This window comes from Gymnodinialimonas phycosphaerae (assembly GCF_019195455.1).
GTDB classification, from domain to species: Bacteria; Pseudomonadota; Alphaproteobacteria; order Rhodobacterales; family Rhodobacteraceae; genus Gymnodinialimonas; species Gymnodinialimonas phycosphaerae.
On sequence record NZ_JAIMBW010000002.1, the window covers coordinates 1 to 16,240 of the forward strand.

Here is a 16,240-nt window from a genome sequence, read left to right on the forward strand (position 1 = left end):
AGCATTGTGGCCCATGCAGGGCGCGTCATCGGCCATGAGGCGCTTAGTCCCGCCGAGAAATGGGCGGGTTTGCGTACATTGGCACGGCTTCGATTAATCCGCATGGCGTGGATGCTGCGGCAGGCTGTAATGGGCCGATGACTGATTTTAGACAAATTTAAAACCAATCTTCACCACGCATATTCCTTCATGGCACCAAGATGCGCTGGGAAACAGGCGTAACGCGCGTACCTCCGCTTGGGGGTGTCGTTTGCTGAATACGCCTGAAGGAATCGCCCATGCCATTTGAACCGGTAGGCTCAAGTCTCGTACTCACGGTCTCCAGCGAGGCTGAACTGCTGGACGCCTATGAAACCCTGTCCAACTCGGAAGGGGGCGGGCGTATTGAATTGACCGAAGGGGTGACGGGGCTGCGGCTTGAGTTGCGCGATGGTGGCAATGAGCCGGTCCACATCACCTCGGCCGACCCGGAAAACCCGGTGGCCCTGTCGGCGATCGTGCTGCGCGATCTTGAAAATGTGCGGGTCAGCGAGGTGCATGTCGACAGCACGGGCACAGATTTCCCTGCCCAAAGCGGCGGCTTCGGCCTCAATGGCGTCGAGGCGGTGGAGCTTTCCAACATCACGTTCACCGGCGGAGCGACGGAGTATTACAATCCCGACGATCCGGATTCCGTTCTGGGCATCGGTATGGGATCGATCCGCGACAGCAGTGATGTCGTCTTCAGCAACAACACGGCGTCGGGCTATCTCCATGGCACGTCCATCATGGAATCGCGCGATGTGAAGTTCTTGAGCAATGAATTCACCGAGTTCCAGGGCGACGGTCTGCGCATGGGGGGCGTTCAGAACGTGCTGGTCGAGGGCAACTATTTCCACGATTTCCTGGGCACCACGAACGATTTCACCCACGGCGACATGATCCAGCTATGGTCGACCAACGCCGAAATCGTCTCCAGCGACATCACCATCAACGGCAACATCCTCGATAGCGGCAATGGCAGCAGCTCCCAGAGCATCTGGATCCGCAACGAAACCTACGACAAGGGTCTGGATGACGGCTATATCTACAGCAATATCACGATCACCAACAATCTGATCCACAACAGCCATGTCCACGGGATCGCGGTGGGCCATGCCAATGGCGTCACGGTCGAGGACAACACGCTGCTGTGGAATGCCGCGACAGGCGATCCCCCGCAAATCGTTCTCTCAAGCAGTTGGAACGTCACGGCCAACAACAACATCACCTCTGATCTGAGGCTGCCTGCCGATGCCCAGTCCGAGGGCAATGTCATCTTGGACTACATCAACCCCTATGCTGATGACTATGTCGGCAATCACATCATCAATCCCTTCGCTGTCGGCGGCGCGGATCTGGCTGACCTGCGTTTGCGCCCCGATAGCGAATATCTGGGAACCGGTTCAGAGTTCAGCGATCCGCTCCTGACCAGCTATGGCGGGATCGAACCCGTGGTGGTGGTCTCTGTCGATGCAGAAGATCCGCAGACGATTCAATTGGATGCGGGATTCTCGGTGGATGAGGACGGCTTCCTGAACGAGGCGAACTATACGTTTGAATGGGAGTTCCCCGATGGCTCGGTTCACGAAGGGGCGACGGTCAGCTACCAGTTCACGACCCCGGGAGAGCGCGAGGTGGAGCTGCGCATCCTGAACGACGGACAAGTCGTGGCCGAAGAAACATTCGGGCTTGATGTGGAAGATGACACGTATCTCAGCTTGAGTGCGAAACATGGGTTTGAAGACCAGTCGGCCTATGACAGCGAAGTCTGGGTGTCCGGCTCCGAGGTGGTGGACGGTCCCGAGGGGCCAGCGTTCCGGATCGGTGGTGACGATTACTTCGCCGCGTCCTCCAGCAATGAGCAGCTGCACAGCTTGCAGGGGTTCGACCTGAACCTGAACATGAGCGTTATCGACGACAGCGCGGGGTCGTTCCTGCGCATGGGTTCGACCATGCGGGCCGAGGTGGAATGGGACGGCTCCGTCTGGTTCCAGCTGCGCACCGACGAGGGCACCTTCCGTGTCGACAGCGGCGACACCCATGTCGACGACGGCGCGTTCCACAATATCGCGGTAAGCTATTCGCATGCCAACGGCACGCTGCAATTGCAGATCGACGGTGAAGTCGTGGATGAGGTCGAGGCCCATGGCACGACCCCGCCGATTTCCAGCAACAGCTTGATCATCGGCTCTCCCTGGAACGAGGTCGTCGACGCGCTGGTAAGCGATGTCACGTTTGCCGCCCATGCGGATCATTTTACCGTCACGCCGCCCGCGCCGATTGTAGAGCCCAATGTTTTGCCGGCAGAAGTGGTAGAGGAAGAGGAAGTGGCAGAGGAAGGCCCGCCGCCGCCTGCGGACGACTTCGATGTGACCACGGCCGATCTTGCGGCGTTGAGCGCGGATCAGGGTCTGTCGAACCTGTCGAGTTCCGGCGTCGATCTGTGGAACTCCGGGGCGGAAATCGTCGACGGCCCCCAGGGCGAGGCCGTGCGGATCGGCGATGGTGACATGTTCGCCTTCTCGGGCCGTAGCGAGGACATGCACGGTCTGGACAGCTTCGGGTTCCAGATCGAGATGAGCGTTATCGACGACAGCGCGGGGTCGTTCCTGCGCATGGGTTCGACCATGCGGGCCGAGGTGAACCCGGACGGGTCGGTCACGTTCAACCTGCGCACCGACGAGGGGTCTTTCGAGGTCGACAGCGGCGACACCCATGTCGACGACGGCGCGTTCCACAATATCGCGGTGAATTATTCGGATCTCAACGGCATGCTGCAGTTGCAGATCGATGGTGAGATCGTGGACGAGGTCGAGGCCTATGGCCTGACCACGTCGAGCACCAGCAACAGCCTGATGATCGGCTCCCGCTGGGAGCAGACGGTCGACGCGCTGATCCATGACGTCAGCTTCACCTCGGACCCCGGCGACCCTAGCGACGCCTTTGGTCCTCTTGTCGGGTCTGACACTATCGTCACGCCGCCCGCGCCGATTATAGAGCCCAATGTTTTGCCGGCAGAAGTGGTAGAGGAAGAGGAAGTGGCAGAGGAAGGCCCGCCGCCGCCTGCGGACGACTTCGATGTGACCACGGCCGATCTTGCGGCGTTGAGCGCGGATCAGGGTCTGTCGAACCTGTCGAGTTCCGGCGTCGATCTGTGGAACTCCGGGGCGGAAATCGTCGACGGCCCCCAGGGCGAGGCCGTGCGGATCGGCGATGGTGACATGTTCGCCTTCTCGGGCCGTAGCGAGGACATGCACGGTCTGGACAGCTTCGGGTTCCAGATCGAGATGAGCGTTATCGACGACAGCGCGGGGTCGTTCCTGCGCATGGGTTCGACCATGCGGGCCGAGGTGAACCCGGACGGGTCGGTCACGTTCAACCTGCGCACCGACGAGGGGTCTTTCGAGGTCGACAGCGGCGACACCCATGTCGACGACGGCGCGTTCCACAATATCGCGGTGAATTATTCGGATCTCAACGGCATGCTGCAGTTGCAGATCAATGGTGAGATCGTGGACGAGGTCGAGGCCTATGGCCTGACCACGTCGAGCACCAGCAACAGCCTGATGATCGGCTCCCGCTGGGAGCAGACGGTCGACGCGCTGATCCATGACGTCAGCTTCACCTCGGACCCCGGCGACCCCTTTGGTCAGGAACCGACAGCTGAGGTGGAAAGCAAAACGATGGGCATCGAGATGTCGCTGACATCGCCCACGGCGCTTGTTTCCACGCAGCAGGAGAGCGGGGATGTGCTGGAGGAGACAACCTCAACCGACGAGGATGACGCAGATCTGATCGCCGCGCTGTTCCTGCCGCCTGCTGGAGAAAACATCGAAGCCACACAACAGCAGAGCTTTGACGATTACGAAGATGAGAATGAGGAAGACGCTGGCATGGCCGCGGGAAGCTGGTGGTAGCCAGCTCCCCGCGTGCAGGTCAGGGGCGGTCTTATGGGGCAGCCAGTGCGGGCCCAAGGTTTTCGATCTCGGTCGGTGTCAGGTCCGCATAGAACAGCGCGGGCTGCGCAAGATCGAACACCCGATCAGATGCGGTGGATGAGCTGGGGATATCGTAGATGACACGATCCCCGCTTGCCACGGAAGCGGCTGGCATCTTTGCCCACACGCGCCATGTCCCGCCGCCCATGTCAATCGCACCGCTATCGGTGAAGTCACCGGTGGGCTCGGTGCCTGCGGGTAGGGTGAGGCCGAACTCTCCGTCAAACGAAGCCCCTGTGATGTCCAGAAGACGCAGAAGCAGCGTCCCGCTGGTCTCTCCAAAACTCAACCGAACATCGCAACACGCGGTGACGACCGTGGAGCCGGAGGGCGCGGCCAGGGACAGGTTTCCATCCGCCGAGTCCGCGCGGGCATATCCGACAGTCGGCTTCACCATCCAGTTGCTGACGACATTGGGTTGCAGGCCACCGTTACGACGCCATTGTGACGTGGCCCCGAAGTCTTGCCCTTGTTCGCTATCCGCGAAGGTGAGCGTCGGACCCATCGTGATGCCGGAGGCCATCGCGATCTCCTGGGCGCGTACCGGGATGCCTGGATAAGTCTCTAAACCGCTTTCTAGTGCCGAAATATGGGCCCGGAGGCCATCCCGGTAGAGACGTGCGTCGTAGTCAGGTGCGCCGTGCAGACAGAAGTCGCCATAGTTGCCGTCGGTGCCGAAGTGTACAACGTCACCGTTGGCGAACGCCTCTTCGGGCGTGACACGTACCACGCCTTCCCGCGCGCCGCCGGAGCCTGTGCCGGTGTCCTGGATGGTCACGGTGCCACGGTAGGCCGTGGGGTAGGTTGTGGCGTCTGCAAGGCCTGTGCGGAAGACGGGCCGCGCCGTGCGGTCGGTGTCGCCATTGCGATAGATCACGAAACCCATCACGTCCTGCTGGTGCGGGCGGGGGCTCGGGACCGTCTCAGCGTCTTGAATACGCTGGGTCGTCAGGGTGGCCCCATCGGGGATTGCGTAGACGAAATCCGCGTAGCTGCCATCACTGGCCCATTCTACCCGGTCCAGCACGGGTGCATCATAATACCCTTGGGCGATCAGCAAGCCCGCGCCGAGGTCCTGGGCGAACAGGACCTGCCCGTCGCGTTCGGTGATGGAGGGGTGGATTGAACTTTGCGCGGGCTGCGCAAGCTGCGCCCCGTTCACGTAATCTCCAAAGCGCACCAACGCCGGAGAGATCAGCGCCCGCCCGGTGTTGGCGGCAGGCGCGTCGGTCAGGAAGTCGAGACGCTCCTGATAGGACGGTATCCCGTTTTGCGCGATCATTCCCGTGATCGCATTGCCCGCCGTATCCGTCGTGTAGTTTGGTTGAGGAGGGTCGTAGGTGCCTTCTGCGTTCCGCACCTTGATCCCGGGCATCATCATGTGAACCTTGGTACCCAGAGGTAGCAGGCCAAATCCGCGTTCGGTCGTGTCGATCAGGCAATGCTCAAGGGTATTGGCGACGAAGTCGAAATCCGAGCCATCGGCCGCGACCCCGAAAAAGTGCGGTGCACGGCTTTCCCAGAGAGTCTGCGCGGCCCCGGCTTCGGCGTTCCACCAGTTGTAGACCACATCAGAGACGGACCCAAAGGCCACGGAGGCCAGCTTGACGACCGCAACTTCTTCATCGAAATTCCGGCCCGTCTCATCATCGTCCATCATGTCGGTCATGTCGGTGCCGGAACGCGTGCCATCCACCATTCGGAGGGGCATTCCGCCTGACCCGAGGTGCCAGAGGTTGGCGATGGCCACAAATCCCGGATTGATGTCTTGGTTGGCGATGGCGTCCGGATCCGCAGTTATCACACGGTAGCCTGTGTATCTGTCCTCGTGGCGGTCCTTGAGGGCATAGCGCGCGTCCACACCGGGAAGCAGTGTCGGCATCTGGCCAGCGCGGGCGTCGAGGTTGCTGTTGGAGAAGACGCCGATCTTGTTCTCGGACTGGCCGAGGATCGTCATAACGGGAACCGAGGCCCAAATGCCCTCGATCCCACGCTGTTCCCGCCACGCTTCGATCATCCAATCATCGAATGCGGCGCTGGCATAGCCCACCCCTTCATACCCCCCGTTCTGAGAAATGATCTCGCCCATGTGGCGGTCGATGTAGTCGAAGTAGGTCTGGTGATCGGTGATGTAGCTGGAGCCAACCGCCCGCAAGAACAGCGTCAGCGGCACCATCGCCTTCATGGTGATGTGGCGATAGCCGGGTTTGTCGTCACCCCCGATGGAAACGCCCGGGTCATAGGTCAGCGCGTTTTCAAGCACTCCCAATTGATTCGTCTCGCCAGTGGGGAGAGCCTTGTTCGTCCCGAAATCAGAGCACCATTCCGGCCACCCCAACATCTTCTGCGGGTAGGGCGCAGAGATATACTGCGGGTCTATGTCGATGATCGCTTGCGTGACAGGCTGCACCCGGCGCGTCTCGGCCAAGGCAGTTGATCCGACAGGTGGCCAATTCACAGTTGAGCGGTTGTTGGTGGTCACGACTGTCAGGTCACGTGCGCTCTCGAAGTGGCCAGGGATCAACTCGGAGGCGAGGCCCAGGATGACATCCGCCATCTGGCACCAGCCTCCGTTGGAGGTGACGATACCGCCTTGCAACATGCGCCATTTGAGGTCTTCCGCGACCTGACAGATCATGCGGGCCACCTCCAGGCGCTCTGCCTCGCTGCCGCCGCCGTACACAAGCCAGAAACCGGCGCGCGCGAAATCCTCGGCCACGGCGCCGCCATACCCCCCTTGGGGGCCAAGGTTGGTGGCGCGGGTCGCACTCAGATTGGTATCGATCATGTGGATGACCAGATCGATACCCCCCAGGATCCCGGCGTATGTGGGCAGGTTGGCGTAGGAGTTGGCGACGGTATCAGGAAGGACGATATCGGACGTGCGCCACGGCGGCGACTTGTCCGGGTTCGCCATGGCAGGGCGGGCGCTGTCGGCATGGACAGGGGCCAGGGGCACGACAGTCAAGATACCGTAGTTGGTGATGACCTCGCGCTGATCGTCCGTGTCAGGATCACAAACCGCCTTCACCAAAGAGGCAGGCGCATTCAGCGCAAGCGGCTGCCCCGTAGCCCCGGGATCGACGTTGTGCACAGCCTCATAGGCCAGCGCCTCATTCGTATTGACCCGCCGTCCATCCCAGCCCTGATTCCGCCAGCGGCGCATGTTGCTGTCTTGCATATCCGCAAGGGAGGCTGTCGGGACCTGCGCCTGTCCGGGATCACGCATCATGCCGTGAAGGGGGGCATCAACATAAGAGGTGCCGTCAATCGTGCCGGAATGCAGCACCGCCGTGGGTGTGGTCGCGGTCAAGGTGGTTTGGGCGCTTTGCTGCACCCAAGGCGAGCCATCCGCATAGAGTCCGTGTGCGCTGGTTCCCGCTACGCTGAAGCCAGCGTCACGATGCGTGAGCACGACGGTTTGCCCCGGCACGTCGGGTGCGTCCGGCAGGCCGGATTGGATCGGCATGCTTTGGGATGAAATGGAGTGGGACAGCGCGATACTCATCAGAGCATCACAACGATATCGGTTGCCGTGGTGCCAGTGGCCCAGATCCGCGTGGCGCGGACTGGAAAGCCTATGCCGGCTGCGATGTAGACGGTGGCGGTCGAGCCGCCGGTCGTCGTGATCCGAACGCTGCCTGACTGCGCCACATTGATGGCACGCGAAGGCATGGTCAGATCTGTGCCGTCGTTTGGCGTAACCGGCACGAGGAGTGTGGCGGGGCTTTCGAGGCCAATGGCGTGGTTGTCGAATGGATCGGGCATCGAGGGCTCTCCTGGATAAAATCAAGAGGCAGGGCCATCGAAGCAGAGAGCAGGGGAATTCGGAGGTATGCGCATGAGCGGGAAGACACCTGTCGACCTGGAGACGACGCGCTCTGCCAGCTTTAGGCGGAGGTTGGTCTCGTATGGAGGAGGATTCGAGTCAAGGGCAGGTAAAGAGAGTCTTACCAAACCCCAGAGTGCGCGCGGTGCCTTCCATGGTGCACCCAGGAGGGGCGTCTTTCACGGGTCGGCAGGGCGCCCGCGGGGGTCGATCAGCATGGCCAGCACCCAACCCGCAAGGAACCCCCCAAGGTGTGTCTGCCACGCCAGTTGACCATCAAGGGCCCAATACATCGCGATGTTGATCGCGATCAGCAGGGCGGCCACCCGCGCAATCGGCCACAACCCGGCGCGGGCTGTGAACCGATCCACGTAGGCCCAGGCCATCAGCCCCCCCGCAAGGCCGAACAAGGCCCCCGATGCGCCGACCATGGGCTGGATCGTCGTTGCCAAAAGCCCGTAGCCCGCCGCCCCGCCTATGGCGGTGCCAAGGTACAGCACAATGAACCGGAGCCGACCCACACGGGCGATGATTTCGGCCCCCAGCGACCACAGGGTGATCATGTTCATGGCCAGATGCCCCGGTCCGCCATGCAGGCCCGCGTAACTGAGAAACATCGTATAGGGTTGCAGGGTGTAATTGGGATCCCACCCCTGCAGCAGGCCCGGCCAGAACCCATACCATTCATAGGCGGACTGGCGCAGGCGGGAGCTGCCCCAAAGACCATAGTCACTGCCCAGAAGCCCCAGTTCGACAATACTCATGAGGGCGACCATCGTCGCCAGAAGCCACGGCGCGGAGGGGTGGTATAGAGGCGCGGATGACGGCAGCGTCGGCCCGGCAGACAGGGTCTCGGCTTCATCGGTGGTGGTCTTGCGCGCGCGTGCCATTGGACAGACTTGACGCAACGGGTGCGGGGTCGCAAGGGATTGGATGTCTGCCTCCGTGTCAGGGCGGCCGGGGCGACGCTTTATCGTGGGGCGGATTGGGCCCGGATCCGGCGGTTCTTCAAACGGAGGCGCCGTAGGTATTCCGTGATCTACGGTGCGGCCCGATCGTGTGAGCGCCCGCTAGTATCCATCGATCCGCTGGTACGGGTTCGATTGCAGGTTGAACAGCCCACGCAGATATCCCCAAGCGCTGGCCAGGCTGAGCAGGCCTTTCGTCATCTGGTCCCGGCCCCTGCGCCGCCCAAAGAGCATCTGCCCCGTTCCCTGAACGATGCGCCCCAAACCCAGATACAGACACTGTCCGACCCGTGGTACAACGTAGCGCAGCTTGGATTGGCCGTGCATCCGCTCGATCATCACCCCACCACTGGCGCGGCGGATATTGCGCTGGATATGCCAGCTCAGGGTGGAGCGGTTGTCGGGATATTCCTCGAAGACCCGCGCCTCTTCGACCCAGATGACCTGTCCGCCTTTGCGGCTGAAGCGCAAAAAGAATTCCGTATCCGACCCGCCGGTATATCGCATCTGTTCGTTCAATCGCATCGCCAGCCCGTCGGGGCGGAACAGGCGGGCTGCGACCATTGTGTTGTTGGTCGCGGCCGCGGGCAGGCGCGTCCCCGTCGCATGGCCTGCCCGGCCCGAGTGGGGCAGCCAGCCAGGGGCATTGGCCGGGTAGTCGCGTAATACTGGACCGGTCAGCACCTCGGCGTCGGGATAGGTGTTGCGGGCTGCGGTGAAGGTTGTCAGCCAATCCTCAGCCACCCATTCGTCGTCATCGATGAAGATCAACCAGTCAAATCCGATGCTCAGGGCCGTTTCTATCGCCCGGTTTCGGGCAAAGGGGATGCCCGGCTCGACCTCTTGGGCGTAATGGATATCCAGCCGATCCGTGAAGCTCATGACGATATCGCGCGATTGCACCTCAGTATCGTTTTCGACCACCACGACGAAAACCGGCTCGGACATGCGGGCGATCGCAGGGCACAGGGAGGAGAGGCAGCGCGCCAGCATCTGTGGCCGTCCCCGCGTGCAGAGGGTAATGCAAATGCTCATCGGCGCTCCTGTGCCTGGCTTTAATCCGTGCAATCGATAGCCTGGATCACCCAGGGCTCCAAGATATTGGTCGTACCCCGTAAATGCGGCGGTTTCTCGACGTCTGCAAAGATCGTCGATGCGGACGTCTCGCGACCTGATATAATATGTTCGGACGCAGCCATCGTGTCACTGTCTAAAGGATAAGCCCCATGACACGCCCCCGGATCGCGATCTGTTTCTTCGGGATTACACGATCGCTCCGCCATACAATCGAGACGATCGAAGCCAATGTTCTGGCCCCGGCCTGCAAGCAGGGCGCGGTGACGGTCTTGTCGCATTTCTTCGAGCAGACCCAGATCGACAATCCCCGGTCCGGTGAGAGCGGTACGTTGGACGTGGAGGAGCACAAACTCCTGCCCAATGACTGGCTTGAGCTGGAGCCCCCCGGAACCGGGCTTGAGCAGTGGGATTTCGAAGGGTTGAAACAGCATGGGGACCGCTGGAATGACGATTTCCGCTCGTTGCGCAACCTGATGCAGCAACAGCATTCGTTGCATCGGGTGACGGGGGCTGCACTTCAGACTGACCCTGATCTGGTGATCATCGGCCGATACCCCATCTGGGCCGCGCGCAGGCAGAGATCGGCCTCCTCCCCATACATGAAGTATTTCAGATCGAACCCCCCCAGCCTCTGCCACAACTCCCGCTGGATCAGCAGAAAACACCCGACCACGATGTCGACCTCACGCACGCTGTCGCGCTTCCAGCCGCCGATGGCCTCTGGGTTGAAAAACTCGGATCCGCGAAACAGCGCGTCCAACCGGATCGCGCGGCATAACATGCTCCACGGCGTGATCCGGTTCCAGCACGAGGCAATGTTCAGGCTGCCGTCCGCAAACACCGTGCGCCCGCCCCAGATGCCCGCCTGCGGGGTTTCGCGCGCGAAACCGACCAAATTGTCCACCGCCCCCGCATGGCATTCCGTATCGGGGTTGAGCAGCAGCAGAAACTCGGTGTCCACCTGGGCTGCCACCACGTTGTTGGCCTTGGCAAAGCCCAGATTTTCGTCGGAACGGATCAGCTCGACCCGGTCCTCATGGGCAAAGGCCTCGGCGATTGCATCGGCAGAGCCATCGCTGGACGCGTTATCCAGAACCACCAGCCTGAAGGATGTCTGCCGCGTCGTCTCCAGACACGTGCGGATCGCGGTCAGGGTCAGGTCGCGGGTGTTATAGCTGACCATGATGATGGTCAGGATTGGATCGGCAGACGTCATGTCAAATGTAACTCTCTCGCTTAAGAGTGCCTCGCGTTTCACACGCGAAACGGTCCGTGTTCCAGTGGTTTTTGGTGAGGGGGTCTTCTGTTTCGCACCCATCCTTCGCACCTTGAGCGGATTCCTTATGCGCTACCGCTGCGCTACTTGAGCGGATTCCTTATGCGCTACCGCTTCGCTACTTGAGCGGGCTCTTTATGCGCTACCGCTGCGCTACTTGAGCGCGTTCTTTATGCGCTACCGCTTCGCTACTTGAGCGCGTGTTTCTTCACCCATCCCAAAAACGCCTTGTCGGGCGAACGCAGGCGCGGACGCCCCGTCGCCGCCCAAACCCCACGCCAGTTTGCCTCCAGCGCATAGACGTCCCAGCCCGGTGCGATCGCGCGGGCCTGCTCCAGGGCGTCCGGCGACAGCACCGGGCCTGTGCCAATATCCTCGACCACCGCGCGGGGCGTGATGCGGATCAGATCACCGGGCTCTTCGACCAGCTCGTAATCGGGCAGGCGATCGCTCTTGATGATCTCGCGCAACATCGCGCGGAAGACCCTGATGGGCGAATTAGAGCCTGATTTTTTCGCCAGCACGGCCACAGATACCTGCCAGGCGGGCTGCGCCCCGCAATGCTTGCGCGCGATCTCGTAGAGCCGCCGCTCCAGGGGTTTGCGCAAAGAGAAATACTCGCGGCTCAGCGTCAGGACAGACTTGGACAGCACCGCATTATAGAGCCAATCGGACAACGTCACCGACACGCTGATCATCCGGCCGCCGCCCCTTTTTGTGTCCCGTGTCTTGCGCACGATCTCCCAGGCCTCGATCAGACCGAAGCCCGAGGTCACCTCAACCGGGTCCGCCTTGGGGCCGGTCGCGATGTTGGTGGTGATCCGCGTGCCCGCCAGCCGCTCGAACGCGTCCTTGAGGCGGCGGTACGCATCGCCCGAGGTCTCGCGGCCCGTGGCCAGCAGCAGGTCATGGGCCGTCAGCGTCAGCGTCCGCGAGGTCGCGCGGCCGACGTTGATCGCCGCCATCAGCTGGCTGATGCAGAAGATCAGGATATCGGCGTCGAAGATCGTGGCGCGGCCCTTCACGCTTGGCGTGATGGTGATTTCGGTGCCGCGATGCTCGTAGGACAGGATCCGGCGATCGGGCCGGGTGGAAAGCGAGAAGATCGGATGCTCCATGCTCGCCAGATCGTGCTTGGGCACGGCCGCGAAGAAATCGCAGACGAAGAAATCGCGCGTGGTGGGTTGGGGGGTCATGCTGCTCGAACCCTCTCCTGTTATATACGTCCCTGCCCTTTGGGCAGTGTTTTATTGGCCTACCGCTTCCGGCTACCTGGGGCCGGTTTTGTAACCTGTCGTCGGTTCCGTTTCTGCGCCCGCGCTCAAATAGGCGGAAGCGGTCGCGCAAATCAGAACTCGTGGTTTCATTTACGCCTAAGTTATCCACAGGCGTGCGCGGGGTCCATGATTCCTTGACCTGTCATCGGGGGATCGGAGTCGCTTCAGCGGGGTTTCAGAGTCGCCCTATCGGGGGATCAGAGTCACCCTGTCTCAAAGAATGCCCTGCAAGATGTTGAAGCCATGGACCTTTCTCAAAGCGTGTCCGTTCCGTAACTGAATCAATAACAGAAAAATAACAGGGCTATTCAGCGCAAAGCCCCTGCCCTACCCTGAAGTCCCATGGCTCCCCCCTTGTTTGCTTAGAAAAAGCGCTTTGATGTGCGGACATTGCTTGCATGTTACAGGTTTTCGCGTACCTTAAGGAAAACATATAACACGAGGGCGGAAATGAGCAGCTTGCCTCCCTATTTCAACATCTCGCCCGAGAAGGCGCTGGACGATCTGGGCGATCCCAAGGGGACAGCGGATTTCTCTGCCTTGGCCGATGCCTGTGCCAAAGGTCGCGCTGATCTGTCCAGTCGGGGCCTGGATGAAACCGGCACCCGCACCCTGCGCCTGTTTTCCACCTGGGAGATCACCAAATACCTGATCCCCGTGGCCCCTGCCCATTTCCGCCGGGTGTTGCGCCAGAACCCCAACTTGCCCCAAGGCACATCCGAGACCGAGGGAGGGGCCAAGTGGTTTACCCTCGACGACGTGTTGCGCCTGCGCGCCCATTTCGGAGCAGAGGGGTCCAAGGCGAAGGAGTACCTGCCCTACCGACCCAAAGGCCTGCCCGCCAAGATCGTTGCCGTGGCCAATTTCAAGGGCGGCGTGGGCAAGACCTCCACCGCCGCGCATCTGGCGATGTCAGCGGCGCTGGATGGCTACAAGGTGCTGGTGGTGGATCTGGACAGCCAGGGCTCCATGACATCGATTTTCGGCGGCAAGGTCGAAGATGAATGGGGCACGGTCTTCCCGCTGCTGGCGCGCCACTACGCGCAGGCGCTGAGGGCCGAGAACCAGCGCCGCATGGACCGGGGCGAAGCGCCGCAACCGCTGGATGAGACGCTGTCCGAGGCGGTGGATATGACGGCGCAGGACGTGATCCGTTCCACCCATTGGCCGAACATCGACCTGATCGGCGCGCAGCTGAATTTGTACTGGTCCGAATTTCAGATCCCGGTCTGGCGCATGGCCACGCGCGGCTGGAAGCTTTGGGAGGCTCTGTCCGGCAGTTTAGAGGCTGACGGCGTGCTGGATGACTATGACATCGTCTTCGTCGATACGCCCCCTGCCCTGGGCTACCTCACGATCAATGGACTGGCGGCGGCGGATATCCTTCTGGTGCCGTTTGGCGCCTCGTTCCTGGAGTTCGACAGCACCGGGCGCTTTTTCGACATGCTCCACGCCACCTTCGCCTCCATCGAGGAGGGGGAAAATATGGCCGCCCGCGCCTTGGGCCGCGACGAGATGCGGTTTGAGTGGGACGCGGTGCGCGCGGTCCTCACGCGCTATGACGGCAGCCAGCAGGCGGAAATGGCGGCCTTGATCAGTGCGCATATGGGCGAGGTTCTCAGCCCCCACCGCCAGGACTTCACCGCGCTGATCGGCCAGGCGGGTGAGCAGGTCCACGGTATCTACGAGGCCGATTACCGCGATTTCAACCGCGAAACCTATGCGCGCGGCCGCGCCACCTTTGATGAGACCTATGCGGGCTTCAAGAAGCTGCTTCTGGGGATCTGGCGCCGGGAAGAATTGGACGCGGCGGCGGAACAGGCGGCGGAGTGAAGGGGAAGTTCATTCCTGGCCCAACGCCCTTTTGGGTACCTGGAGGCCGGGGCACCGAACGGTTTCGCGCGCGAAACCGCAACAGCCTGGCGCCCATGGTAGGATGCAAAATGTCTATTCGGGGCCTGTCGCGCGTTGCGCTGTCTTGGGCCGGATATCAGGAGGGGCCATTATGGCAAAACGCAAACGATTGAGCCCGGCAATGATCGCGGGGCAGGGGACAGATCAGGCTCTAACGGGGGCATTAGACCCTATTTCCAACCCACCGATCGCCCGTGTTGCAGGCGACGCGGCCTCCCATGCCGCCGTTCAGGAACTGGCCGATGAACTGACCCGCGCCCGCGTCGAGGGGCGGTTGGTCCAAGACATCGCGCTGGATCAGATCGACGAGACCCACCTGACCCGCGACCGGATTGCGACCGATGCCTCAGACATGGCGGCGCTGGAGGCCTCTATTGAGGCGCGGGGGCAGCAGATGCCGATCGAGGTGGTGGATCTGCGCGGCAGCAGCGAAGCGGTAGCGCATGGAACTCAAGCCAAGCGTTTCGGGTTGATCTCTGGCTGGCGCAGGCTCGCGGCGATCAAGCGGTTGGCCGACCGGGATCCAGATCGCTTTACCACCGTCCGCGCCGTCCTGCGCCGTCCTGACACCGCCGCCGAGGCTTACCTTTCGATGGTCGAGGAGAACGAGCTGCGTGTGGGGCTGTCCTATTATGAACGCGCGCAAGTCGCCGCGCGGGCCAGTGACATGGGGGTGTTTGAAGGCTCTGCCGAGGCGGTCCAGAACCTGTTTCCCACCGCGTCCAAGGCGAAGCGGTCGAAGATTAACGCCTTCGTTCGCCTGTTCCGCGTGCTTGACCCGGTGCTGACCTTCCCCGAAGCGATCCCGGAGCGATTGGGCCTGCGTTTGGCCAAGGCGCTTGATGCGGGGCAGGGGGCGCTGCTCTACAAGGCCCTGTCGGCGGTCCGTGCCGAGACGGCCCAAGAGGAGCAGGCCCGGATCGAGAAGGTCTTACAGGCAAATTCAGGCTCTAAAACGCCTAATAGGGTCGTGCACGCTTCTTATCCGGGGGGGGTGGAGTTGAGCCAAACCCGGGGAGGGCTGAAACTGAGTGGGCCGGGAGTGACCGCCGAGTTGCAACGGGATTTGGAAACCTGGCTCGCCGCGCGCCAAAAGACCGCGCCCTAGGGTTTCGCATGCGAAACCTCTTCGCTAAGACGTCGCGATGACCTCTGATCTCGCCATTATCATCCCGCATTTCAACGACGTGGACCGCCTTACGCGGTGCCTTGCCGCATTGGAACCCCAGGACCGGACAGGCGTGGAGGTGGTGGTTGCCGACAATGCCTCGACGCAGGATCTGGAGGGCGTCAAGACGCGCTTCGATTGGGTGCAATTCGTTGTGCAGCCTGAGGCCGGGGCAGGGCCGGCCCGCAACGCGGGCGTCGCGGCCAGCACGGCACCTTGGTTGGCGTTTCTGGACGCGGATTGCGTGCCCGGGCCCGATTGGGTTTCGCGGGCGCTACACAACACGTTGGGTCGCCCGGAAATCGTGACAGGCGGCCGCGTCGAGGTGTTCGATGAAACCCCGCCGCCACGCTCGGGCGCCGAGGCGTTCGAGACGGTCTTCGCCTTCGATCAAGAGGGCTATATTCGCGACAGGGGGTTTTCGGTAACCGCCAATCTGGTCGCATCGCGCGCGATGTTTGACCGGACAGGGCCGTTTCTGGTGGGGGTTTCGGAGGATCGGGACTGGTGCCTTCGGGCGACGGCAAAGGGCGCCCATCTTTTCTATGCGCCAGATCTGAGGGTGGGCCATCCCACGCGGACCGATTGGCCGTCGCTGGAGCGGAAGTGGCAACGGATGAACTATGAGACCTTTGGCTTTTATCTGCGCAATGCGCGGTTCGTCCTCGCCGCCCGCGGGAAATGGGGGCTGCGTGCGTTTCTGATGCCGTTA

The 16,240-nt window shown here is 61.8% G+C and carries 11 protein-coding genes; 4 read left to right on the forward strand and 7 right to left on the reverse strand.

Translation table 11 applies throughout. The features are described from left to right. The first annotated feature begins 278 nt into the window (after positions 1-278). Complete coding sequence (locus tag KUL25_RS21720; RefSeq protein ID WP_257894927.1) at positions 279-3,938, forward strand: LamG-like jellyroll fold domain-containing protein; 3,660 nt, start codon at positions 279-281, stop codon at positions 3,936-3,938. 31 nt (positions 3,939-3,969) lie between these two features. Here KUL25_RS21720 and KUL25_RS21725 read toward each other — a convergent pair whose 3' ends face one another. The 7 genes from KUL25_RS21725 to KUL25_RS21755 all read right to left on the reverse strand — a co-directional run bounded on the left by KUL25_RS21725 (position 3,970) and on the right by KUL25_RS21755 (position 12,365). Further along, a complete protein-coding gene (locus tag KUL25_RS21725; protein ID WP_257894928.1) occupies positions 3,970-7,527 on the reverse strand; it encodes a hypothetical protein in 3,558 nt (1,185 codons plus the stop codon). Continuing rightward, complete coding sequence (locus KUL25_RS21730) at positions 7,527-7,787, reverse strand: spike base protein, RCAP_Rcc01079 family (RefSeq protein ID WP_257894929.1); 261 nt, start codon at positions 7,785-7,787, stop codon at positions 7,527-7,529. Before KUL25_RS21730 ends, KUL25_RS21725 begins: the two co-directional genes overlap by 1 nt. A gap of 240 nt (positions 7,788-8,027) precedes the next feature. Then, positions 8,028-8,738, reverse strand: coding sequence for a rhomboid family intramembrane serine protease (locus tag KUL25_RS21735; protein ID WP_257894930.1), 711 nt, complete (start codon positions 8,736-8,738; stop codon positions 8,028-8,030). Positions 8,739-8,918: 180 nt separating this feature from the next. Beyond that, positions 8,919-9,851 carry a glycosyltransferase family 2 protein gene (locus KUL25_RS21740; protein ID WP_257894931.1) on the reverse strand — a complete coding sequence of 311 codons (933 nt, stop codon included), beginning with the start codon at positions 9,849-9,851 and terminating at the stop codon, positions 8,919-8,921. Between the two features lie 20 nt (positions 9,852-9,871). Further along, the gene (locus KUL25_RS21745; protein WP_257894932.1) at positions 9,872-10,381 is read right to left on the reverse strand and encodes a hypothetical protein; all 510 of its coding nucleotides are present in this window, start codon (positions 10,379-10,381) and stop codon (positions 9,872-9,874) included. Between the two features lie 29 nt (positions 10,382-10,410). Continuing rightward, a complete protein-coding gene (locus KUL25_RS21750; RefSeq protein ID WP_257894933.1) occupies positions 10,411-11,109 on the reverse strand; it encodes a glycosyltransferase family 2 protein in 699 nt (232 codons plus the stop codon). Between the two features lie 248 nt (positions 11,110-11,357). Next, positions 11,358-12,365, reverse strand: coding sequence for a replication initiator protein A (locus KUL25_RS21755; RefSeq protein ID WP_257894934.1), 1,008 nt, complete (start codon positions 12,363-12,365; stop codon positions 11,358-11,360). Between the two features lie 531 nt (positions 12,366-12,896). Here KUL25_RS21755 and KUL25_RS21760 point away from each other — a divergent pair. The 3 genes from KUL25_RS21760 to KUL25_RS21770 form a co-directional block, all read left to right on the forward strand. Next, on the forward strand, positions 12,897-14,279 hold the full coding sequence (locus KUL25_RS21760; RefSeq protein WP_257894935.1) for an AAA family ATPase: 1,383 nt from the start codon (positions 12,897-12,899) through the stop codon (positions 14,277-14,279). A 172-nt stretch (positions 14,280-14,451) separates the two neighbouring features. Further along, the gene (locus tag KUL25_RS21765; protein ID WP_257894936.1) at positions 14,452-15,468 is read left to right on the forward strand and encodes a ParB/RepB/Spo0J family partition protein; all 1,017 of its coding nucleotides are present in this window, start codon (positions 14,452-14,454) and stop codon (positions 15,466-15,468) included. Between the two features lie 37 nt (positions 15,469-15,505). Beyond that, positions 15,506-16,240 (forward strand): glycosyltransferase family 2 protein (locus KUL25_RS21770; protein ID WP_257894937.1); only part of this gene is annotated, 735 nt, incomplete at its 3' end.